Origin of the sequence: Methylobacterium durans, assembly GCF_003173715.1 — a bacterium.
Taxonomy (GTDB): domain Bacteria; phylum Pseudomonadota; class Alphaproteobacteria; order Rhizobiales; family Beijerinckiaceae; genus Methylobacterium; species Methylobacterium durans.
In genome coordinates this window covers 2,310,502-2,334,012 of sequence record NZ_CP029550.1, presented here as the reverse complement: position 1 = coordinate 2,334,012, position 23,511 = coordinate 2,310,502, and the positions used below count along the sequence as shown (strand labels likewise).

Below are 23,511 nucleotides of genomic sequence, written 5' to 3'. Positions count from 1 at the left end.
TTTTCCAACCGCGCATCCCCATCTCCAGGCTACGGCGTTCCGGGTCCCATTCCGCCCGTTATGGGCGCGGTGCGACCAGCAACACGCCGGAAACCTCGGTGCCGTACTGGTGGCGCATTGGCCGGGCATGGACGCCGGCCCCGCAGAAGCCTGACAGCGCACCCGATCCGTCCGGCGGAGAATGAAGTGCCGCACCAGGACATCTGCCGAAATCCTGTACACTTCGCGACGGCGCCGACCGAGGAGGGGGCGCGCGGGAGGGAGCGTCGCCCTCCACCCGGGCCGGGGCAAGGCCGCATGACGGAGCCTCCGGTCCGGCGCCTCCGGGGAACGCAGCAGCAAGCACGCACGGCATGAACGAGAGCTCACCGATCCGCACCGAGACGGCGCGCGAGTACCCCGCGGCGCCCGTGCGTGCGCGCCCGCGCCGTCGCAGCCGCCTCATCCGCTGGCTCCTGGTGCTGCTCGTCCTCGGCGCGGCGGGCGCCGTCGCGCATCGCTGGTACGACAAGTCGCGCACCGAGGTCGCGGGCGAGCCCGGCGCCACGAACGGCAGGGGTGGCCCGGGCCGCGGCGGGCGCGGGCACGACCAGCCGCAGGCCGTCGGCATCGCCTCCGTCACCAAGGGCGACATGCCCGTGGTGCTGCAGGGCCTCGGCACGGTGACGCCGCTCGCGACCGTGACCGTGCGCTCGCAGATCAGCGGCTACCTCACCGAGATCGGCTACCGCGAGGGCCAGATGGTCAAGAAGGGCGACTTCCTCGCCCAGATCGACTCGCGCCCCTACGAGGCGCTGCTCGCGCAGTACCAGGGCCAGCTCGCCCGCGACCAGGCCCTCCTGCAGAACTCGAAGCTCGACCTCGCCCGCTTCCAGCGCCTGGCGCAGCAGGATTCGATCTCGAAGCAGAACGTGGACACGCAAGGCGCCCTCGTGAAGCAGAACGAGGGCACGGTCGCGGCCGATCAGGCCCTCGTCGACCAGCAGAAGCTCAACATCGCCTACACGCGCATCACCTCGCCGGTCGACGGGCGCGTCGGCCTGCGGCAGGTGGACCAGGGCAACTACATCACGGCGGCCAGCACCGCGATCGTCGTCGTCACGCAGCTCCACCCGATCTCGGTGGTCTTCACGCTGCCGGAGGATGACGTGGCGCGGGTGATGCGGCGCGTCCGCTCGGGCGCGAAGCTGACGGTGCGCGCCTACGACCGGGGCGACGCCCACGAGATCGCCACCGGCATCCTCGACACGGTCGACAACCAGATCGACACGACGACCGGCACCGTGAAGCTGCGCGCCCTGTTCCAGAACGACGACGAGGCGCTGTTCCCGAACCAGTTCGTCAACGCCAAGCTCACGGTCGACACCGTGCACGACGCGGCCGTGGTTCCCACCGGCGCGATCCTGCGGGGCACGCCCGGCACCTACGTCTACCTGATGGACGGTGACGACAAGGTCGTGGTGCGCGCGATCAAGGTCGGCGAGAGCGACGGCGCGCGCACCGTGGCGGTCGAGGGGCTCGCGGTCGGCGACCGGGTCGTCGTCGATGGCACAGACCGCCTGCGCGACGGCGCCAGCGTGCGCATCACGGGCGGCCCCGCCGCGGGAGAGGCCAACGCGGAGGGCAAGCCCCGGGGAACGGCGCCACCGCGGGCGAGGCGCCGCCGGCCGAAACCGGGCGCCGGCAGCGCCGGCAGCGGTCGTCACCGTGAGCGGGGCGAGCCACCCTGCGGAGCGCGTCGCCCACCTCTCCCGTTCGGGAGAGGTCGCGTGCGCGTCAGCGCACCGGGTGAGGGGTTCAGGTTTATCCCGAGCGTTCGCACCCCTCACCCCAACCCTCTCCCGAACGGGAGAGGGGGCCTGCCGTGGATGTGAGGACGGTGCGGGCACCGCGCACGCGGACATGTCCCCATGAACCCGTCCCGCATCTTCATCCTGCGGCCGGTCGCGACGACGCTCCTGATGCTGGCGATCCTGATCGTCGGTCTCGTGTCGTACCTGAACCTGCCGGTCTCGGCCCTGCCGTCGGTCGACTACCCGACGATCCAGGTGCAGACCTTCTATCCGGGCGCCAGCCCGGAGGTGATGACCTCGTCCGTGACGGCGCCGCTGGAGCGCCAGTTCGGGCAGCTCGCCAACCTCAACCAGATGACCTCGCAGAGCTCGGCCGGCGCCTCCGTCATCACCCTGCAATTCAGCCTCGATCTCCCCCTCGACATCGCCGAGCAGCAGGTGCAGGCCGCGATCAACGCGGCCGGCAACCTGCTGCCCTCGGACCTGCCCGCTCCCCCGATCTACGCCAAGGTGAACCCCGCCGACGCGCCGATCCTGACGCTGGCGCTCACCTCGAAGACGCTGGCGCTGACGCAGGTGCGCGACCTCGCCGAGACCCGGCTCGCCCAGAAGATCTCGCAGGTCGCGGGCGTCGGCCTCGTCAGCATGGGCGGCGGCCAGCGGCCGGCGGTCCGGGTGCGCTTCAATTCCCGGGCGCTCGCGGCCTACGGGCTCAACATCGACGACCTGCGCACCACGATCACGAACCTCAACGTCAACACGCCGAAGGGCACGATCGACGGGCCGACCCAGTCCTACGCGATCAACGCCAACGATCAGATCCGCGACCCGAACACCTACAAGGACGCGATCATCGCCTACCGCAACGGCGCGCCGGTGCGCCTCTCGGACGTGGCCGACGTGGTGGACGGGCCGGAGAACACCAAGCTCGGCGCCTGGATGGACGAGACGCCGGCCGTCATCCTCAACATCCAGCGCCAGCCCGGCGCCAACGTCATCGCCACCGTCGACAAGATCAAGGCGCTGCTGCCCCAGCTTCAGGCGACACTGCCCGCCGCCATCACGGTGACGCCGCTCACCGACCGCACGGTGACGATCCGCGCCTCGGTCGAGGACGTGCAGTTCGAGCTCGGGCTGGCCATCGCCCTCGTGGTGATGGTGATCTTCCTGTTCCTGCGCAGCCTCTCGGCGACGCTGATCCCGAGCCTGTCGGTGCCGCTCTCCCTCGTCGGCGCGCTGGCGATCATGGACCTCTACGGCTTCTCCCTCGACAACCTGTCGCTGATGGCGCTCACCATCGCCACGGGCTTCGTCGTGGACGACGCCATCGTCGTCATCGAGAACATCGCCCGCCACGTCGAGGACGGCGACTCGCCGCTGGAGGCGGCGCTGAAGGGCTCGCGCGAGATCGGCTTCACCATCATCTCGCTCACCGTCTCGCTGATCGCGGTGCTGATCCCGCTCCTGTTCATGGGCGACGTGGTCGGCCGCCTGTTCCACGAATTCGCGATCACGCTCGCGGCCACCATCATCATCTCGGGCGTCGTCTCGCTGACCCTCGTGCCGATGCTCTGCGCGCGCCTCCTCAAGCACGCGCCGGAGGGTCACGCCCCGCGCCGCGAGGGCGTCCTGTCGCGGATGGGCCGGGCCGCCGTCGATCGCACCATCGCGGCCTACGGGCGAGCCTTGCGGGTGGTGCTGCGCCACCAGGGCCTCACCCTCCTCGTCACGGTCGGCACGGTGGTGCTGACCGGCTACCTGTTCGTGGCGATCCCGAAGGGCTTCTTCCCCGTGCAGGACACGGGCGTGATCCAGGGTGTCACCCAGGCCGACCAGACGGTCTCCTACGCGGCGATGGCCGAGCGCCAGCAGCGGCTGGCGAGCCTGATCCTGAAGGACCCGGCGGTGGCGAGCCTGTCCTCCTTCATCGGGGTCGACGGCCAGAACGTGACGCTGAACTCGGGCCGCTTCCTCATCAACCTGAAGCCGCGCGACGAACGGTCGGCCTCGGCCAGCGCCGTCATCGATCGGCTGAAGCGCATCTCCGGCGAGGTGCCGGGCATCCGCCTCTACATGCAGCCGGTGCAGGACCTCACCATCGACACCGCGGTCTCGGCGACGCAGTACCAAGTGATCTTGGAAAACCCGAACCTCGACGAGTTCGAGACCTGGGTGCCCCGCTTCGTCGCCGCGCTGCGGCGCTCGCCCCTCCTGTCCGACGTGGCGAGCGACCTTCAGGGCAGCGGGCTCTCCGCCTACGTCACGATCGACCGGGCCACCGCCGGCCGCTACGGCATCACGCCGGCCACCATCGACAACGCCCTCTACGACGCCTTCGGGCAGCGCATCATCTCGACGATCTTCACCCAGTCGAACCAGTACCGGGTGATCCTGGAGGCCGACCCGGAACTCCACAAGACGCTCGAGAGCCTCAACGCGATTTACCTGCCCTCCTCGGCGGCGAGCACGGGACAGGTGCCGCTCTCGGCGGTGGCGCGCGTCAGCGAGCGGCGGGCGCCGCTCCTGATCAGCCATCTCGGGCAGTTTCCCGCCACCACCGTCTCGTTCAACCTCGCCCCCGGCGCGGCGCTCGGGCAGGCGGTCGAGGCGATCGAGGGGGTTCGGCGGGAGATCGATCTGCCGCCGAGCTTCCGGATCGTGCCGCAGGGCTCGGTCTTCGCCTTCCAGGCGGCGCTCGGCAACGAGCTGTTCCTCGTGCTGGCCGCGATCGTCACCGTCTACATCGTGCTGGGCGTGCTCTACGAGAGCTTCATCCACCCGATCACGATCCTCTCGACGCTGCCGTCCGCCGGTATCGGGGCGCTTCTCGGGCTGATGCTGTTCGGGCTCTCCCTCGATGTGATCGCGATCATCGGCATCGTGCTCCTGATCGGGATCGTCAAGAAGAACGCGATCATGATGATCGACTTCGCGCTCCAGGCCGAGCGCGAGGAGGGGATGAGCCCGCGGGACGCGATCTTCGAGGCCTGCCTCCTGCGCTTCCGCCCCATCCTGATGACGACGCTCGCCGCCCTCTTCGCGGCAATCCCGCTCATCCTCGGCACCGGCGTCGGCTCGGAGCTGCGCCAGCCGCTCGGCATCTGCATCGCGGGCGGCCTCATCGTCAGCCAGGTGCTGACGCTCTTCACCACGCCGGTGATCTACCTCGCCTTCGACCGCCTTGAGCGGCGCGTCACGGGGCGGCGCGAGGGGGGCGTGCCGACCGGCGAGGCCGTCCCGTGAACGTCTCCGAGCCGTTCATCCGGCGCCCGGTCGCCACCACGCTCCTGACGATCGGGGTGCTGCTCGCCGGCATCTTCGCCTTCCTGAAGCTGCCCGTCGCGCCGCTGCCGCAGGTCGATTTTCCCGTCATCCTGGTCCAGGCGCAGATGGCCGGCGCCTCGCCCGAGACCATGGCGACGACGGTCGCCGCGCCGCTGGAGCGGCGCCTCGGCGCCATCGCCGACGTCAACGAGATGACCTCGACGAGTTCCACCGGCACGGTGCGCATCGTCCTGCTGTTCGGCCTCAACCGGAACATCGACGGGGCCGCCCGCGACGTGCAGGCCGCAATCAACGCGGCGCGTGCCGACCTGCCGACGGCTCTGCGCACCAACCCGACCTACCGCAAGTTCAACCCGGCCGACGCGCCGATCCTGATCCTGGGGCTGACCTCCGAGACCCTGACGCCGGGCCAGCTCTACGATTCGGCGGCGACCGTCGTGCAGCAGAAGATGTCCCAGCTCCCCGGTGTCGGGAATGTCGACATCGGCGGCTCGTCGCTGCCGGCCGTGCGCGTCGAGCTCGATCCGACGGCGCTCTTCCACTACGGGATCGGGCTCGAGGGCATCCGGGCGGCGCTGGCCTCGGCCAACGCCAACTCGCCCAAAGGCGCGATCGAGACGGATTCGCGCCGCTACCAGCTCTACGCCAACGACCAGGGCCGCACGGCGGCCGATTACCGCGACATCGTCGTGGCCTACCGCAACGGGGCGGGCGTGCGCCTCAACGATGTCGGCCAAGTGGTCGACGGGGTCGAGGACCGGCGCAATCTCGGCCTCATCAACGGCAAGCCCGGCGTCATCCTGTTCATCTACAAGCAGCCGGGCTCGAACGTCGTCGAGACGATCAAGGGCGTGAAGGCGGCGATCCCGCAGGTCCGGGCGGCGTTGCCAGGCGACATCGACCTGACCATCACGGGCGACCGCAGCGCCACGATTCGCGCTTCGCTGGCCGAGACCGAGCAGACGCTCCTCATCGCGGTCGGCCTCGTCGTGTTCGTGGTCTTCGTGTTCCTGCGCTCGTGGCGGGCGACCCTGATCCCGGCGGTCGCCGTGCCGATCTCCATCGTCGGCACCTTCTCGGCGATGTACCTGTTCGACTATTCCCTCGATATCCTGTCGCTGATGGCGCTCATCATCGCCACGGGCTTCGTCGTGGACGACGCCATCGTGGTGCTGGAGAACATCCAGCGCCACATCGAGCAGGGCAAGCCGCGCCTCGAGGCGGCGCTGCTCGGCGCCCGGGAGGTCGGCTTCACCGTCATCTCGATGAGCCTGTCGCTGGTGGCGGTCTTCCTGCCGATCCTGCTGATGGGCGGCCTCGTCGGGCGCCTGTTCCAGGAATTCGCCGTGACGCTGTCGCTGGCGATCCTGATCTCGCTGGTGCTCTCGCTCACCACCACCCCGATGATGTGCGCGCGCCTCCTGAAGCCGGAGCCGCACGGCGCGGCGCAGAAGCGCCCGAACGTCGTCTTCCGCGCGCTCGAGGACGGGTTCGACCGAATGCTCGGCGCCTACGAGCGCACGCTCGACACGGCCTTGCGCCACCGCCGCCTCGTGCTGCTGTCGCTCTTCGCCACGATCGGTCTCAACGTCTACCTCTACGTCATCGTGCCGAAAGGCTTCTTCCCCGAGCAGGATACGGGGCAGATGATGGGCGGCATCCAGGCCGACCAGCGCATCTCCTTCCAGGCGATGGAGCAGAAGCTCCGGCAGGCCACCGCGATCGTGCAGGCGGATCCGGCCGTCGACTACGTCGTCGGCTTCACGGGCGGGCGCGGCACCAACTCCGCGAACGTGTTCGTGAGCCTGAAGCCGCGCTCCGAGCGCCCGCCGATCTCCGAGGTGATGAACCGCCTGCGCCCGAAGCTCGCGCGGGTGGCGGGCGCGCGCCTGTTCCTGTTCCCGCGCCAGGATCTTCGCATGGGCGGGCGCCAGAGCTTCGCGCAGTACCAGTACACGCTCCAGGGCGACACGGCGGACGAGCTCTACGCGGCCGCGCCCCAGCTCCTCGCGGCGCTCCAGAAGAACCCGATCTTCGCCGACGTGACCTCGGACCAGCAGGAGGGGGCTTGGAAAGCCGGCTCGTGATCGACCGGGCCACCGCCTTCCGCTACGGCATTACCCCCGACAAGATCGACAACACGCTCTACGACGCCTTCGGCCAGCGGCAGGTCTCGACGATCTACAACCCGCTCAACCAGTATCACGTCGTGATGGAGATCGCGCCGCGCTACCTGCAGAGCCCCGAGACGCTCAAGATGATCTACGTCTCGACCTCGGGCGGCAAGGCGCGGGGCTCGGCGACGACGAACGCGGTGGCCGGCACGGTGGCGGCGAACGGCGCCGCCAACACCAACGGCACGGGCGCCGCCGCGACGACCGACACCACGGCGACCGACCCTTCGGCGACGGCCGCCGCCATCGCCAGCGATTCGGCGCGCAACGCCGCCTCGAACGCCATCGCGGCGAGCAAGGGCGGCGCCTCCTCGAGCGCGCCGGTGTCGAGCGCCAAGGAGACGATGATCCCGCTCTCGGCCTTCGCCCGGCTCGAGACCGGCAACGCGCCGGTCCAGGTGAGCCACCAGGGCCTGTTCGTGGCGACCACGATCTCGTTCAACCTCGCCAGCGGCAAGAGCCTGTCGGACGCCACCGCCGCGATCGAGGAGGCGATGGCCTCGCTCAGGCTGCCCGCAACCATCCACGGCGAGTTCGCGGGCGCGGCCAAGAACTATCAGGCCTCGGCCTCGCGCCAGCCGCTGCTGATCCTCGCCGCCATCCTCGCCGTCTACACGATCCTCGGAATCCTCTACGAGAGCTTTGTGCACCCGATCACGATCCTCTCGACCCTGCCCTCCGCCGGCATCGGGGCGCTGCTCGCGCTCCTCGTCTCGGGCACGGAATTCACGGTGATCGCGCTCATCGCCGTGTTCCTGCTCATCGGCATCGTGAAGAAGAACGCCATCATGATGATCGACTTCGCCCTCGATGCGGAGCGCACCCGCGGTGCCGCCCCGCGCGACGCGATCTTCGAGGCCTGCCTCTTGCGCTTCCGGCCGATCATGATGACAACGCTGGCCGCGCTGCTCGGCGCGGCGCCCCTGATCCTCGCCGGCGGCGAGGGCTCGGAGCTGCGCCGGCCCTTGGGCATCGCGATCGTCGGCGGCCTGATCGTGAGCCAGATCCTGACCCTCTACACGACCCCCGTCGTCTACCTGTACCTCGACCGGATGCGGCACCGCGTTCTCGCCCGCCGCCGCGGCTCGGGCACCGCCCCGCTTCCGGCCGCCGAGTGATGCGGGTTCCGAGTCTTCTGGCGGCGGCCAGCCTTGCCGCCTCCCTCGGCGGCTGCATGGTCGGGCCCGACTACGCGCGGCCCTCCGTCGAGACGCCGCTCGCCTTCAAGGAGGGCGGCCAGCGCGAGGACAGCGCCTCCCACGTCGCGTCGAAGAAGGGCTGGCGCCTCGCCCAGCCGAATGACGGGGCCGAGCGCGGCGACTGGTGGCGGGTGTTCAACGACCCCACCCTCGACCGGCTCGTGCGCCTCGTCGACGTCGACAGCCAGACCCTGCGCCAGGCGGTCGCCGGCTACCGGCAGGCACGCGCCCTCGTCGAGCAGGCCCGCGCCGCCCTCTACCCGACCGTGATCGGCGCGCCCTCGATCACCCGGGTGCGCACGGCGGGCGTCGAGCGGACCAACGTCTCGCTGCAAGGGCAGGCGAGCTGGGAGCTCGATCTGTTCGGCGGCATCCGGCGCAACATCGAGAGCGAGGTCGCCGCCGCCCAGGCCGACGCCGCCCAGGTCGGCGCCGTGCGCCTGGCGGTCCAGGCCGAGCTCGTCACGAACTACCTGCAGCTCCGCTACAACGACGCCCTGCAGCGGGTGCTCAACGAGAACGTCGAGAACTTCAAGAAGACGCTCGCGATCACCGAGAACCAGTACAACGCGGGCGTCGCCGCCCGCTCCGACGTGATCACCGCCCAGACGCAGGTCCAGACGACGCAGGCCGCGGCCATCGCGGTCGGCCTGCAGCGGGCGACCTTCGAGCATGCCATCGCGGTCCTCGTCGGGCGCCCGCCCTCCGAGGTCTCGGTTCCCGTGGCCTCCCTGGCGAGCCGCCCGCCCGCGGTTCCGGTCGGCATCCCCTCCGATCTTCTGGAGCGGCGCCCCGACGTCGCCCAGGCCGAGCGGGCGGTACAGCAGCAGAGCGAACTGATCGGGGTCGCCGTCGCGGCCTTCTACCCGACCGTGACGCTCTCGGCCTCGGGCGGCATCTCGGGTGATCCGCGCAACGGCCTGTTCTCGGCCGCGAACCAGGTCTGGTCGGTGGCCGCCGCCGGCACCGAGGTGCTGTTCGACGGGGCGCCCGCGCCGCCGCCCTCCAGGGCGCGCGGGCGGCCTATGACGGAGCGGTGGCCAATTACCGGCAGGTGGTCCTCACCGCCTTCGGCGAGGTCGAGAACGGGCTTGCCGGCGTGCGCATCCTCGCCCGCCAGCAGGTGGCGCAGGACGCCGCCCTCGCCTCCGCCCGCCGCGCCGTCGAGATCACCCTCAACGAGTACCGCGCCGGCACCCAGAACTTCACGACCGTCGTGACCGCGCAGAGTCTCGCCCTCAACAACGAGGTCGCCGCGTTGCAGGTGCGGCTCAACCGCTTCACCACCGCCGTCTCGCTGATTCGGGCGCTCGGCGGCGGCTGGGACGTGCGCAGCCTGCCGGGCGGTCCTGAGCTGAAGGGCCCGCGCCTGCCGATCGACCGGGGCGGCCAGGCCGTGCGGACGGACGAGTAGCGCCGTACACGGCCTCACGAACCCGGAACGGGCGCCGGGATCGCCCGTTTGACGTGCGAGCCCTCCGGCCGAGCTTCCGGCGGGCACGCACCCGGAGCCTGCCGATGGACCCCACCGTCACCCCGAGCGGGCGCGCCGCCTGCGGCACGCAGGCCGCGCCGCCCTGCACCCTCGTCATCTTCGGCGCGGCTGGCGACCTGACGAAGCGCCTCCTGATGCCCGCTCTCTACAACCTGTCGAGCGCGGGCCTCCTCGCCGACGGCTTCAAGATCCTCGGCGTCGACCACAACGACAACACCGACGAGGGCCTGCGCACGGACCTCACCGCGACGATGGACTCCTTCACGAAGGACAAGACCTCCGAGTTCCACGCCGACCGGATCGACCCGAAAGCCTGGGGCTTCGTGCGAGAGCGCATCCACTTCCTGAAGGGCGACTTCGAGGACCCAGCTTCCTACGCCGCGCTGAAGGAGCGGGTCGGGGGCAGCGTCGTCTTCTACCTCGCGGTGGCAGCCCGGTTCTTCGGCTCGATCGTCGAGCAGCTCGGGCAGGCCGGGCTTCTCGCCCAAGCAGAGGGCGCCTTCCGCCGGGTCGTCATCGAGAAGCCGTTCGGCTCCGACCTCGCCTCGGCGCAGGCGCTGAACGCCCGCATCCTGAAGCAGGCCGACGAGAGCCAGTTCTTCCGGATCGACCATTTCCTCGGCAAGGAGACGGTGCAGAGCCTGATGGCCCTGCGCTTCGCCAACGGCATGCTGGAGCCGGTCTGGCGGCGGGAATACGTCGACCACGTCCAGATCACCGCGGCCGAGACGATCGGCGTCGAGGAGCGCGGCGCCTTCTACGAGCCGACCGGGGCGCTGCGGGACATGGTGCCGAATCACCTGTTCCAGCTCCTCTGCATGGTGGCGATGGAGCCGCCGAACTCGTTCGACGCCGAGGCCGTGCGGACCGAGAAGGCGAAGCTCGCCGAGGCTGTGCGGCCGATCGAGCCCGGCGACGCGGTCCGCGGCCAGTACGTGGCCGGGATCGAGCAGGGGCAGGCGGTCCCCGCCTACCGGGACGAGCCGCACGTGGCCCCGGATTCGCGCACCGAGACCTACGTGGCGCTCAAGCTTTCGATCGAGAACTGGCGCTGGGCCGGCGTGCCCTTCTACCTGCGCACGGGCAAGCGCATGACGGACCGCCTCACCGAGATCGCGATCCACTTCAAGCCGCCGCCCTTTCACCTGTTCCGCGAGACCGAGGTGACGGAGCTGGCGCCCAACGTGATGCGGCTCACCATCGACCCCGAGCAGGGATCGAGCACCATCCTCAACGTGAAGCGGCCGGGCCGAAGATGGAGCTCGGCAGCGTCGCGACGCGCTTCCACTACGCCGATTTCTTCCAGGAGAAGCCGAATGTCGGCTACGAGACCCTGATCTACGATTGCATGGTCGGCGACGCGACCCTGTTCCAGCGGGCCGACAACATCGAGGCCGGCTGGGCCGCGGTCGACCCGCTCCTGAAGGCGTGGGCGAATGCCGACGTCGCCTTCTACGCCGCGGGCACGGACGGGCCGAAGGAGGCCGACGACCTCCTCGCCCGCGACGGGCGGCGCTGGCTGCCACTCGGCCAGGAGCCTTGATCACGCGCCCTGATCAACGGGCGCGGCCGCCGCGGATCTGCCGGACCGGATGGAGGTCGGGAAGTTCGTCGTGGTGGAGAAGATGCACGCCGGTCGCGGCGGCGAGCTTGCGGGCGGCCGGAGTGAATCCGGCATTGGTCACCACGGCCGCCATGTCGCCCGACCAGTAGCGGGCGGCCGCAGCGACCTCCTGCACGGCGGCGTTGCCCACCGGCTTGCCGTAGCGCTTGCACTGGACGACGAGGCGAACCCGGTCGCGCTCGGCCACGATGTCGGCACCCTGGTCGCCGCTCGCCCGGGTGGTGTGGGCGCGCCAGCCCGCCTCCGTCAGGCGGTCGGCGCAGAATTGCTCGTAGCCGACCCCGTCGTCGGGCGCCTCAGTCTCGTCGGGCAGCTCGACCGAGGCCGCCACCGCCTCGACGATCTCGACCATCTCGTCGAAGCGCTCCTCGGCATAGTCGGAGAAGCCCCGGTTCTCGATCTCGGGCAGAACCGTGCGGACGACGAAGTATTCCCGCTCCCGCAGCCAGCCGTCGCGGACGAGGTTGCCGTAGGCGTCGACGAAGCTCTCCTGGCGCTGTCGCAGGGCCAGCGTGTCGGCGTGCCGTCGCGCCACCCGGCGCACCAGCCGCCGGAACCGGGCCGGGCGATCGAGCGCCCGCAGCAGGACGAGAAGCGCGGCGAGACCGGTCGCGACGAGGGCCGGGCGCCCGAGCCAGAGGGCAGCCGTGCCGCCGACGACGCTCGTCCAGAACAGAGGTGCCGCGAGCGATCCCCGGCCGGCCATGATCCCATCCCCGTGGCCTCGACCTCGGGCCGCCACGCCGGAAAGCCTTGCCGCGGCCGGCTTGCCCGATCTCTAACGGGGCCGCCCGCCGGCACGGTCAAGCCGATCGACCTGTGGATATCGAGGCCCGTTCGCCGGGAACGAGCCTCGGCCGCCGGGACGCGCGGCCGGGCTTATTCCGCCTCGGCCGGCGCCGCCTTGGCGCGGCGCGCCCGCGGAGCGGCCGCCTTGCCGTCGGCCGCCTTCGCGCGCGACTTCCGACGCTGCTGGCCGAGGCCCATGCTCTTGGCGAGCTCCGAGCGCGCCGCCGCGTAGTTCGGCGCCACCATCGGGTAGTCGACCGGGAGGTTCCACTTCTGCCGATACTCGTCCGGCGTCATGTCGTAGCGGGTGCGCAGATGGCGCTTGAGCGATTTGAACTTCTTTCCGTCCTCCAAGCAGACGATGAAGTCGGGCGTGATCGAGCGCTTCACTGACACGGCCGGCTGCGGCGGCTCCACCTTCTCCTCGGTCGGGCCGTTCGAGAGGCGGCCCAGCGTCGAGTGCACGGACGCGATGAGTCCCGGCAATTCGGTGACCGGCACGGAGTTGTTGCTCACGAAAGCCGAAACGATGTCCGCGGCGAGCTCGATATAGTTCGGCAAACCGCTGTTCTCCGCCGTCATTAGCGTCCCCTGTGGTGGAAGAATGATCCCGGCCGGCTGTCCCGAGGCTTATGCCTGTCCACGCGGACCTGGAAAAGGTGGTGATTTGTGAGCGACTACGATGTCCGAAATTTTCGTAGCCGATGCAAGATCAATGGCGAGAATTATGGGAAAATTCAACTGGACAATAGCCGTTCACAACGCCCCATTTCCAAGAAGGACCCCTCTCGGGAAATGGAAGGTCGGGACCTTCCTTCCTCCGGGCGTCTCTGATGCGAACGTTGCATGGACGCCTGCCGCGGGGTTGGAACTTCGACGTGAGGGTGTTGAGAGACGATTATCGCTCAACTTTAGCAACTCAGAGTTGAAATATACGGGCTGCTCCCGCTGCGTGTGCGCAACCGCCCAGAACTGAGCGTTGCGTTCTCAGACCTCCAGGATCAGGCTGGAGGAACACCTTAGATCGCGTGAGATGACGCTTCGAAAAAGCAAAGGTCAGATCACATTCTCGCGATGATCCGATGAGCTGTGGAGAAACGCAGATCTCCGTCGCCGGCATTATGCTGCCATCTCACGAAAAAACCTGAGATGTGCGCCGGCGTGTGGCGGAAATTAACTTATGATGTCGAACTGATGAGATTCTACTAAGGACTATCTGCCCTGAGGTATCGTCAGGAAGCCCGACCGGTCTTCGATCCGGCGTCGATCGTGCGCGGCCCGTACGACTTGAACCGCTCCACGGTGCGGGCGATCTCCGCATCGTCGAGCACGACCGGCGTGCCGACTTGGAGCGCGATCGCGTACTGGCGGCAGAGCGCCTCGACCTCGACGGCGAGCCAGAGGGCCTTGGCGAGATCGGCGCCCGTCGCGATCAGGCCGTGGTTGGCGAGGAGGCAGCAGCTCCGCCCTTCGAGGGCGGCGAGCGCCACCTCGGACAGGGCCTCCGTGCCGTAGGGCGCGTAGGGCGCGCAGCGAATGGTCGGCCCGCCTGCCATCGCGATCATGTAATGCACGGCCGGGATCTCCCGTCCGCAGATCGCGAAGCCCGTGGCGTAGGGCGGGTGCGCGTGGACGACGGCACCGACCTCGGGCCGGTTCGCGAGGATGTCCCTGTGGAACCGCCACTCCGAGGAGGGGGCGAGGGGATGCGCGTGGCGCCCGGCGAAATCCATCGGCACGATGTGCTCGGGCGCGAGATCCTCGGGCGGGATGCCCGAGGGCGTCACCAGGAAGCCCTCCCCGAACCGGACCGAGATGTTGCCGGAGGTTCCCTGGCTGAGACCCAGCGCGATCACGCGGGACGAGGCCGCGACGATGGCGCTGCGCAGGTCGGATTCGGTCGGAGCGTCGGCGGGCATGCCCGGCCTCCTAGAGCATGCGGCGGCCAAGGGAAATGCGGCCGACCGGAAACATCCTGCGACACGGCCGGCGACGCCACCTCCGATGCAGGGGAGCGGTGCCCCGTTGACGGGCGCGCCGATTTCGCGTCCCCAGAGGCCGCGGAGCCCCGGCGCGGCCGGGCGCGGTATCGGGGGCCGGCCATGAGCACCTACCGCTTCGAGGCGCTGCTGCACCCGCGCTCGGTCGCCCTGGCAGGGGCCGGCGAGCGGGAGGGGTCGCTCGGCCGCGCGGTTCTGGAGAACCTGCGCCGATGCGGATTCGCCGGGCCGGTCTTTCCGGTGAACCCGCGCCATGCCGAGGTCGACGGCGCGCCCTGCTTCGACCGCGTGAGCGATCTTCCGGAGGCGCCGGACCTCGTCATCGTCGCGGCCCCGCCCCCTGTCGTGCCCGGCATCATCGAGGACGCTTGCCGCCGCGGCGCCGGCGCGGCCGCCATCCTCACCGCCGATCTCGGGGAGGGGCCCGACGATCCGGGCCCGCGCACGCAGGCGATCGCGCGAGCCCACGGCCTGCGGCTCCTCGGCCCCAACAGCATCGGCCTCGCGGTTCCGGGCCGGCGCCTCAACGCGAGCCTCCTGGCCCACATGCCGGCGCGCGGCGACCTCGCCCTGGTCTCGCAATCCGGCACGGTCGCCTCCGGAATCGTGGAATGGGCGGCCCGCCGCGCGGTCGGCTTCTCCGCCGTGCTGTCGCTCGGCCGCTCCGCGGATATCGACGTGGCGGATTGCCTCGACCATTTCGCGGGCGATCTCGGCACCCGGGCGATCCTGCTCTGCCTGAAGACGGTGCCGGACGCGCGCAAGTTCATGTCGGCCGCCCGCGCCGCCGCCCGCGCCAAGCCCGTCGTGGTCCTGCGCATCGGCCGGCGCGACGCGGACGGCCCCGCCCCCGAGACGCACACCGGCGCCCTCGCCAAGCCCGACGCCGTCTACCAGGCCGCCTTCCGCCGGGCAGGGCTGCTCGCCGTGCGCGACCTCGACGAGATGTTCTCGGCGGTCGAGACCCTCGGGCGCCAGCGCCCCTTTCCCGGCAAGCGGCTCGCGATCCTGGCGAACGGCCGTGGCATCGGCGCGCTCGCGGCCGACCGGCTCGCCGATCTCGGCGGCAGCCTGGCCGGGATCACCCCGGCCGACGGCTTCTCGGGGCGCAATCCCGTCGATCTCGGGGTCGATGCCGACGCCGACGCCTATCGGCACGCCCTCGCGCCGCTGATCGCCGACCGCGCCAACGACGCCGTGCTCGCGATCCACGTGCCCACCGCCCGCTCCGGCGGCGAGGCGGTCGCCGCGGCGATCGCCGACACGGTGCGGTCGGCCCGCGCCTCGGGCGGGCGCAAGAAGCCGGTCTTCGCCGTCTCCCTCGGCGAGGGCGAGGCGGCGAGCGAGCATCTCGCCGAGGCCGGGATCCCGCGCTTCGCCACCGATTCCGACGCGGTCGAGGGTTTCCTCCATCTGGTGCGCTACCGCGAGGCGCAGGACGACCTGATGCGGACGCCAGACTCGCTGCCGCGCGACTTCGCGCCGCGAGCCGACGAGGCCCGCGCCATCGTCGCCCGCGCGCTGGCGCAGGGCGCGACCTGGCTCGATCCGGTGAGCGTCGTGGAGCTGCTCGCCGCATACGACATCCCGAGCGTGCCGCTCAGCCTCGCTCCCGGCATCGACGCGGCGGCCGAGGCCGCCTGGCCGATCCTGGCCCGGGGCGAGACGGTCGCCCTCAAGGTCGTCTCGCCCGACATCGTGCACAAATCCGACATCGGCGGCGTGCGGCTCGATCTCACGAGCGAGGCCGACGTACGGGCGGCCGCCCGCGAGATCCTGGCCTGCGCCCGCCGCGAGCGCCCGCAGGCGCGCATTCAGGGCTTCGCGGTGCAGCCGATGGTGCGGCGGGGCCGGCGGCGCGAGCTGATCGCGGGGCTCGCCGAGGATCCGACCTTCGGTCCCGTCGTCGTGTTCGGCCGGGGCGGCACCGCGGTCGAGGTCATCGACGACCGGGCGCTCGCGCTGCCGCCCCTCGACCTCGCGCTGGCGAGCGAGCTGATCTCCCGCACCCGCGTCGCCCGGCGGCTCGCCGCCTACCGGGACGTGCCGGCCGTCGACCTGCGGGCACTCAGCCTCGTCCTCGTGAAGCTCGCTCAGCTCGCCGCCGACCTGCCGCAGGTGCGCGAGCTCGATCTCAATCCGCTGCTCGCCGACGATGCCGGCGCCGTGGCGCTCGACGCCCGGGTCCGGATCTCGCGTGCCGTCGGCATGCCGGGCCGCACCGCCCGCGGGGCCGGGCACCCGCGCTTCGCGATCCGGCCCTACCCGGCCGAGTGGGAGCGCACCATGACGCTGCGGGGGCGCCCGATCCAGGTGCGCCCGGTGCGGCCGGAGGACGAGGGCCTGTTCGCGACCTTCTTCCATCAGGTCACAGAAGAGGATTTGCGCCTGCGCTTCTTCTCGCCGGTGCGCGACTTCAGCCACACCTTCCTCGCCCGGCTGACGCAGCTCGACTATGCCCGCGCCATCGCCTTCGTGGCGACCGACGTCGAGAGCGGCGCGATGCTCGGGGCCGTGCGCCTCCACGCGGACGCGAACCACACGAGCGGCGAGTACGCGATCCTGATCCGCTCCGACCGCAAGGGCACCGGCCTCGGCTTCGCCCTGATGCGGCTGATGATCGACTGGGCCCGCGCCGACGGGCTGAAGCGGGTCGAGGGCTCCGTCCTGCCCGAGAACCGGCCGATGCTCGCCGTCTGCCGCCGCCTCGGCTTCACGGTGCACCCGGACCGGGATGATCCGGGCGTGATGAAGGTGGGACTGGAGCTGTGATCCCCCCGAAACGGAGGGAGCCCCGCACCGGGGGTGCAGGGCTCCGCGGATCCTGTCGGCGTCAGGCCGGCCGGTGCAGTCGTCAGTGGCCGCCGTCCGTGGCGTTCCGGGTCGACTCGTAAAGGAACCACGTGCGCTCCTCGGACTGGTCGATCCACTCTTCGAGGAGGCTCGTCGTCGAGACGTCGTTCGCCTCGTCCGTGACCTCGTGCAGCTCGCGCATGTGCGCGGTCAGCGCCTTGTTGTCGTCCCGCAGCTCGATCAGCATGTCGAGCGGGCTGACATACTCGGCATCGTTGTCCTGCACGCGCTTCAGCTTGCTCGCCTGACCGATCGACCGCAGGGTCGTGCCGCCGATCTTGCGGGCGCGCTCGCCGACCGCGTCGATGATCGCGAAGATCTGCTGCGACTGCTCGTCGAGAAGGAGGTGGTAATCGCGGAAGTTCGGGCCGCTGACGTGCCAATGGAAGTTCTTCGTCTTGATGTAGAGGGCGAAGAGATCGGACAGCAGGACCGTGAGGCCTTCGGCAATCTTCTTGGTGTCGGCCGGGTCGAGATCGGTCGGGGTGTTCAGGCGGTCGCTCTCGACGCGCACGGGCTTGGCCTTGGCCATGGTCTCAATCTCCGTCGATGTTGCCGATGGGTTTTCTTGGGCGCTGGCACGGGCGTGCGGCGCCTCTCGATCGGCAGAATGAACGGTGAAGCCGAATGTTCCGCGGCGCGGGTCAGCACTGCCGTGAGCGGATAGCTTGGAGCGGTTCCAAACAGCGGGGCGCCCGGCACGGGGGCGCAGCCTCGGCGCGCGAACGGGACGGCTCGATGGGAGGGATTGAGCGGGCTCGAACGCTCCCGAGCCGCGATCGTCCGGCACGCCGTTGCGGCCGCCCACGCAAGTGCTACGGTCGCGCCTCGACGGCGCCCTTCGAGGAATCGCCGGCCCCGTCGAGGCCGGCCGAGGCGCCTGACGCGCGAGGCGGATCATGGCGGGTTCTTCGAGGCTCGGGCGCCGGATCGGCCTCTGCGCGGCGCTCCTCACCGCAGGTCTCCTCGCCGGGACGGCGGGGCCGGCCGCCGCTCAAGCACAGCCGACGCCCGCCGCCCGCGTCGCGCCGAAGGCCGCTTCCCAGAAGACCTTCGTGCGCGAGGCGCTCGCCAGTTCCGGCGTGCGCCTCGAATCGGCCCTCAAGGCCGAGGCGGCCAAGCCCCTGAAGCCCGCCGCGCAGGCGCGGGCCGAGGGCGAGGCGCGGATGGAGGCGGACGACGCGAAGGGCGCGCTCGCGCCGCTCGCCGCGTCCGTCGCGGTCGACCCCGCGGATGCGCGCAACTGGCTGGCCTTCGCCCGCGCCGCCGACGCCCTCGGCAACGACGAGCAGAGGGGCGGCGACTACGCCGCCCGCTACCGGCTCCGCGAGCGGGCGCTCGCCGCCGCCTATCAGGCCTATCTGCGGGCGAAGGCCGCGCCCGACGAGGCCGAGGCGCTGGCCTTCCTCGCCGAGGCCTACGGCAATCAGTCCGAGTGGCGCCCGGCGCTCGAAGCCTACCGGGCGAGCCTCGCCCTGGCCGACGACGCGGAGGTCCGGCAGGCCTACGAGGAGGTCCGGGCCGAGCACGGCTTTCGCATCCTCGATTACAAGGTCGATTCGGACGCGGCCGCCCCGCGGGTCTGCTTCCAGTTCTCGGAGACGCTCGCGCCGAAGACGGATTTCGCCCCCTTCGTCGCCGTCTCGGGCGCGGCGAACGCCGCCGTGACGGCGGAGGGCCAGCAGGTCTGCGTCGAGGGGCTGAAGCACAGCCAGCGCTACGCCTTCGTGCTCCGCGAGGGCCTGCCCTCCTCGGTCGGCGAGACCCTGCTGAAATCGGTCGATTACGAGGTCTACGTCCGCGACCGCGCCCCCCAGGTCCGCTTCACAGGCCGCAACTACGTCCTGCCCCGCACCGGTCAGGCGGGCGTGCCGCTCGTATCGGTCAATGCGGGCAAGCTCGACGTCGAGGTGCTGCGCATCGGCGACCGCGGCCTGCTGCCGGCGCTTCGCTCGGAAGAGTTCCTGAGCCAGCTCAACGGCTCGACCGCGCGCACCATCGCCGACCAGAAGGGCGTGCAGGTCTGGAAGGGCAGCCTCGAAACGGCCAAGGCCGAGCCGAACCAGGAGGTCGTCACCGCCTTCCCCGTGCTGGAGGCGGTCGGCAAGCTGGAGCCCGGCCTCTACATCATGATGGCGCGCCCCTCCGGGAGCGGCTCTCCCACGGATGAGGGGGAGGGCGGCTACGAGCAGCAGGCGACCCAGTGGTTCGTGGTCTCGGACCTGGGGCTCACCGCCTTCAAGGGCCGGGACGGGGTGCACGTTCTCGCCCGTTCGCTGGCGAGCGCCGAGGCCGTCGCGGGTGCCGAGATCCGGCTCGTCGCCCGCAACAACGAGGTGCTGGCCACCCGCAGGACGGATGCCGCCGGTCACGCCGCCTTCGATCCGGGCCTCGCCCGCGGGGAGGGGGGCATCGCGCCGGGCCTCGTCGTGGCCCAGCTCGGGGACGATTACGGCTTCCTCGACCTCGCGCAGACCGCCTTCGACCTGACCGACCGCGGCGTGAAGGGGCGTCCGGCGCCGGGCGCCGTCGACGCCTACGTCGTCTTCCCGAGCGCGGGGTCTACCGCTCCGGCGAGACGGTGCAGCTCACGGCCCTCCTGCGGGACGCGCAGGGCCAGGCGGTCGCGGGGCTCCCGCTGACCCTCGTGGTGAAGCGGCCGGACGGTGTCGAGTACCGGCGCGTCCAGGTCGCGGACCAGGGGCTCGGCGGCCGCGCTCTGCCGCTGCCGCTCCTGTCCGGGGCGATGCACGGGACGTGGCGCGTCTCCGCCCACACCGACCCGAAGGCGCCGGCCATCGGCGAGGCGAGCTTCCTCGTCGAGGATTACGTGCCCGAGCGCCTGGAGGTGAGCCTCACCCCGAAGGCGCCCGCCCTGCGCCGGGGAGAACCCGCCGAGATCGCGGTGGCCGCCCGCTACCTCTACGGCGCGCCGGGCTCCGGGCTCGACGTCTCCGGCAACGTCGTCGTGCAGGCGGCGGTGGGGTCCGGCATCAAGGGGCTCGAGGGCTTCTCGATCGGGCTCGACGACGAGGCGGTGGAGGCGGCGAGCGCAGAGATCGAGCAGCGCGCCACCACGGACGCCAAGGGCGAGGCGTCGCTCGCCGTGCCGGTCGAGGCGCCGGCCGCACCCCGGGCGCTCGAGGCGCGGATCACCCTGCAGGTCGGCGAGCCCGGCGGGCGGGCGCTCTCCCGCAGCCTCACCCTGCCGATCCTGCCCGCCGCGCCCGTGCTCGCGATCCGCAAAGGGTTCTCGGGCGACCTGCCCGAGGGGGCACCGCGAGCTTCGACCTCGTGATGGCGACGCCAGAGGGCCGGCGCCTCGCCCGGCCCGGCGTGACCTGGACCCTGTCGCGGCTGGAGCAGACCTATCAATGGTACCGGGCGGACGGGCGCTGGTCCTACGAGCCCGTGAAATCCGTCCGCCGGGTGGCGGACGGGCGCGTGGACCTGAAGGCCGACGAGCCGGCCCGGATCGTGGCACCGGCGAGCTTCGGGAAGTACCGCCTGGAGGCGAGCGTGCCGGGCGAGCCCGGCGCCGGTGCGAGCGTGACGTTCAGCGTCGGCTGGAGCGGCGGCGAGACCGCCGACGTGCCCGACCTCCTCGACCTCACCCTCGACAAGGCGGCCTACGCTGGCGGCGAGACCCTGCGGGCGCGCCTCGCGCCGAAGTTCAAGGGCCGCGCGAGCCTCGCGATCGTCGGCGACAAGGTGCACGCGGTGCTGGATGTCGCGGTGCCCGACGGCGGCACCACGGTCGAGATCCCGGTGAAGCCCGAATGGGGGTCGGGCGCCTATCTCGTGGCAAGCGCCGTCCGGCCCCTCGACCAGGCGGCCAAGCGCCTGCCCGGCCGGGCGCTCGGCCTCGCGTGGTTCGCGGTCGACCGTGACAAGCGCGACCTCGCGGTCACGGTCACGGCGCCCGAGAAGACGCGGCCGCGCCGGGACCTGACCTTGCCCGTGCGGGTCGGCAACCTCGCGCCCGGCGAGGAGGCGCGGGTCACCGTAGCGCTCGTCGATGTCGGCATCCTCAACCTCACCCGCTATGAGGCGCCGAACCCGTTCCAGCACTTCTTCGGCCAGAAGGCGCTCGGCCCCGAGATCCGCGACCTCTACGGATACCTGATCGACGGCATGCAGGGGACGCTCGGCACCATCCGATCCGGCGGCGACGGCGGCGCGACGCTCTCCGAATCACCCCCGACCCAGGCCCCGCTCGCCCTCTATTCGGGCCTCGTCGCCGTGGGGGCGGACGGCACGGCGCAGGTGACCTTCCCGCTGCCGGCCTTCAACGGGACCGGCCGGGTGATGGTCAGCGCCTGGAGCGGCACGCGCGTGGGCCAAGCGCAGGCCGACGTGATCATCCGCGATCCCGTCGTGGTGTCCGGCACCCTGCCGCGCTTCCTCAACGTCGGCGACCGCTCGCGCATCTTCCTCGCCCTCGACAACGTCGAGGGGGCAGGGGGCGCCTACACGGTCGATCTCGACCTCGCCGGGCCGGTGCTCGTGGGGGCGGAGGCCCTGCGCCGGACGGTGACGCTCAACCCCGGCGCCAAGGCCGAGGTCGCGATCCCGCTCACCGCCGCCGGGCCCGGCCTCGCCCGGCTCGACGTGACCCTGTCGGGCCCGGGGCTTGAGGCCGGCATCGGCCAGAGCTTCGCGCTCGGCATCTCTCCCGGCACAGGCGCGCTGGTGCGGCGGGAGCTGCGCCCGCTGGCGCCGGGCGCCGGCCTCCAGATCGACGGGGCGCTGCTCGCCGACATCCTGCCGGGCACCGGCACCGTCTCGGTCTCGGCCTCGGTGCTGCCCGGCCTCGATGTGCCGGCCCTGCTCCAGGCCCTCGACCGCTACCCTTACGGCTGCTCCGAGCAGGTGGTGAGCCGGGCGATGCCGCTCCTCTACGTCAACCGCCTCGCCGCGATGGACCGGCTCGCCCTCGACGACAGGGCGGACCAGCGCGTCCGCGAGGCAATCGAGCGCGTCCTGTCGCGGCAGGATTCGAGCGGCGATTTCGGCCTCTGGTCGGTGGGCGGCATGAGCGACGTCTGGCTCAACGCCTACGTCACCGACTTCCTCACCCGCGCCCGCGAGCGCGGCTTCGCGGTGCCGCAGACGGCCTTCAACGCCGCCCTCGACCGGCTGCGCAACGCGGTGGCCAACACCACGGAGGTGCGCGAGGGCGGCATGGACATCGCCTACGCGGCCTATGTGCTCGCTCGCAACGGCCGCCCGGTGATGGGGGATCTGCGCTACCTCGCCGACACCAGGATCGGCGATTTCTCGACGCCGCTCGGGCGCGGCCAGATCGCGGCGGCGCTCGCATTGCTCGGCGATCGCGGGCGGGCGGGCAAGGCGTTCGAGTCGGCCCTGACGTCGTTGAAGGCCGAGCGCGACGCGAAGGCCTACCGGGCGGATTACGGCTCGCGCCTGCGCGACGGGGCAGGCCTCCTGGCCCTGGCGACGGAATCCGGCCTGACGCGGGAGGCGCTGCAGCCGGTCGGCGCGGTGCTCGCCGAGGAGCGGGCGAGCGGGCGGCTCACCAGCACGCAGGAGAACGCCTGGATGGTGCTGGCGGCTGCGGGCCTCACCAAGGAATCCGAGGCGCTCTCCGTCTCGGTCGACGGTGTGCCCGAGCCCGGCGCCCTCGCCCGGACTTTCCGGCAGGCCGCCCTCGACGCGAAGCCCGTGATGCTCCGCAACGAGGGCCGCGCGCCCGTGCAGGTCTCGGTCGGCGTCTCGGGCAATCCGGTGAGCCCGGAGCCCGCGGCCTCCCAGGGCTACTCGATCGAGCGGACCTATCACCGTCTCGACGGAACGGCCGTGGATCCGGCCCAGGGCTTGCGTCAGAACGACCGGCTCGTCGTGGTCCTGAAAGTGACGGAGGCGCAGGCGAGCGCCGGCCGCCTCCTCCTCGTCGACCGGCTGCCGGCGGGGCTCGAGATCGACAACCCGAAGCTCCTCGACGCGGACGCGCTGACCGGCCTCGCCTTCGCCAAGAGCGACGTGCAGCCGGTCCACACCGAGTTCCGCGACGACCGCTTCGTGGCGGCCTACGAGCGCAGCCCCGGCCAGTCGGCCTTCTTCACGGCGGCCTACACGGTGCGGGCGGTCTCTCCCGGCACCTACGTGCATCCGGGCGCGACGATCGAGGACATGTACCGCCCCGAGCGTTACGGCCGCACCGCCTTCGGCACGGTCGAGGTCGGGGCGGCGCGGTGAGCGAGGAGGGAGGCGCCCACCTTTCCCGTCCGGGAGAGATCGCGTCCGCCGCAGGCGGACCGGGTGAGGGGGACAGGTTT

The 23,511-nt window shown here is 71.1% G+C and carries 7 protein-coding genes and 4 pseudogenes; 7 read left to right on the top strand and 4 right to left on the bottom strand.

The window, feature by feature from the left end:
• Positions 1 to 353: 353 nt before the first annotated feature.
• From DK389_RS10620 to zwf, 5 genes and pseudogenes are all read left to right on the top strand, one after another.
• Complete coding sequence (locus DK389_RS10620; protein WP_236960799.1) at positions 354 to 1,874, top strand: MdtA/MuxA family multidrug efflux RND transporter periplasmic adaptor subunit; 1,521 nt, start codon at positions 354 to 356, stop codon at positions 1,872 to 1,874.
• Between the two features lie 36 nt (positions 1,875 to 1,910).
• Complete coding sequence (locus tag DK389_RS10615; RefSeq protein WP_109889442.1) at positions 1,911 to 5,036, top strand: MdtB/MuxB family multidrug efflux RND transporter permease subunit; 3,126 nt, start codon at positions 1,911 to 1,913, stop codon at positions 5,034 to 5,036.
• Positions 5,033 to 8,370, top strand: a pseudogene (locus tag DK389_RS10610) (efflux RND transporter permease subunit). The gene DK389_RS10615 and the pseudogene DK389_RS10610 overlap by 4 nt, the downstream one beginning before the upstream one ends.
• A pseudogene (locus DK389_RS10605) lies at positions 8,370 to 9,865 on the top strand (efflux transporter outer membrane subunit). The pseudogenes DK389_RS10610 and DK389_RS10605 overlap by 1 nt, the downstream one beginning before the upstream one ends.
• 104 nt (positions 9,866 to 9,969) lie before the next feature.
• Positions 9,970 to 11,489, top strand: a pseudogene (gene zwf / locus DK389_RS10600) (glucose-6-phosphate dehydrogenase).
• 13 nt (positions 11,490 to 11,502) lie between these two features.
• Here the strand turns inward: zwf and DK389_RS10595 are convergent.
• From DK389_RS10595 to DK389_RS10585, 3 genes are all read right to left on the bottom strand, one after another.
• Positions 11,503 to 12,276 (bottom strand): restriction endonuclease, encoded by a 774-nt coding sequence (locus DK389_RS10595; protein WP_109889441.1) that lies wholly within the window; start codon positions 12,274 to 12,276, stop codon positions 11,503 to 11,505.
• A gap of 173 nt (positions 12,277 to 12,449) precedes the next feature.
• Positions 12,450 to 12,941, bottom strand: coding sequence for a Ros/MucR family transcriptional regulator (locus DK389_RS10590; protein ID WP_109889440.1), 492 nt, complete (start codon positions 12,939 to 12,941; stop codon positions 12,450 to 12,452).
• Between the two features lie 650 nt (positions 12,942 to 13,591).
• Positions 13,592 to 14,278, bottom strand: coding sequence for a class II aldolase/adducin family protein (locus DK389_RS10585; RefSeq protein ID WP_109889439.1), 687 nt, complete (start codon positions 14,276 to 14,278; stop codon positions 13,592 to 13,594).
• A 183-nt stretch (positions 14,279 to 14,461) separates the two neighbouring features.
• On the opposite strand from DK389_RS10585, the gene DK389_RS10580 reads away from it, so the two are divergent.
• Positions 14,462 to 17,131, top strand: coding sequence for a bifunctional acetate--CoA ligase family protein/GNAT family N-acetyltransferase (locus DK389_RS10580; RefSeq protein WP_109889437.1), 2,670 nt, complete (start codon positions 14,462 to 14,464; stop codon positions 17,129 to 17,131).
• A gap of 82 nt (positions 17,132 to 17,213) precedes the next feature.
• Here the strand turns inward: DK389_RS10580 and DK389_RS10575 are convergent, their stop codons facing one another.
• Complete coding sequence (locus tag DK389_RS10575) at positions 17,214 to 17,744, bottom strand: Dps family protein (RefSeq protein WP_109889435.1); 531 nt, start codon at positions 17,742 to 17,744, stop codon at positions 17,214 to 17,216.
• Between the two features lie 367 nt (positions 17,745 to 18,111).
• Here DK389_RS10575 and DK389_RS10570 point away from each other — a divergent pair.
• Positions 18,112 to 23,431: pseudogene (locus DK389_RS10570) on the top strand (alpha-2-macroglobulin family protein).
• Positions 23,432 to 23,511 lie beyond the last annotated feature (80 nt).

Excerpts from the sequence above, each read along its gene's own strand:
- DK389_RS10620 (WP_236960799.1), top strand. The coding sequence starts at position 354 with ATGAACGAGAGCTCACCGATCCGCACCGAGACGGCGCGCGAGTACCCC.
- DK389_RS10615 (WP_109889442.1), top strand. The coding sequence starts at position 1,911 with ATGAACCCGTCCCGCATCTTCATCCTGCGGCCGGTCGCGACGACGCTC.
- DK389_RS10595 (WP_109889441.1), bottom strand. The coding sequence starts at position 12,276 with ATGGCCGGCCGGGGATCGCTCGCGGCACCTCTGTTCTGGACGAGCGTC.
- DK389_RS10590 (WP_109889440.1), bottom strand. The coding sequence starts at position 12,941 with ATGACGGCGGAGAACAGCGGTTTGCCGAACTATATCGAGCTCGCCGCG.
- DK389_RS10585 (WP_109889439.1), bottom strand. The coding sequence starts at position 14,278 with ATGCCCGCCGACGCTCCGACCGAATCCGACCTGCGCAGCGCCATCGTC.
- DK389_RS10580 (WP_109889437.1), top strand. The coding sequence starts at position 14,462 with ATGAGCACCTACCGCTTCGAGGCGCTGCTGCACCCGCGCTCGGTCGCC.
- DK389_RS10575 (WP_109889435.1), bottom strand. The coding sequence starts at position 17,744 with ATGGCCAAGGCCAAGCCCGTGCGCGTCGAGAGCGACCGCCTGAACACC.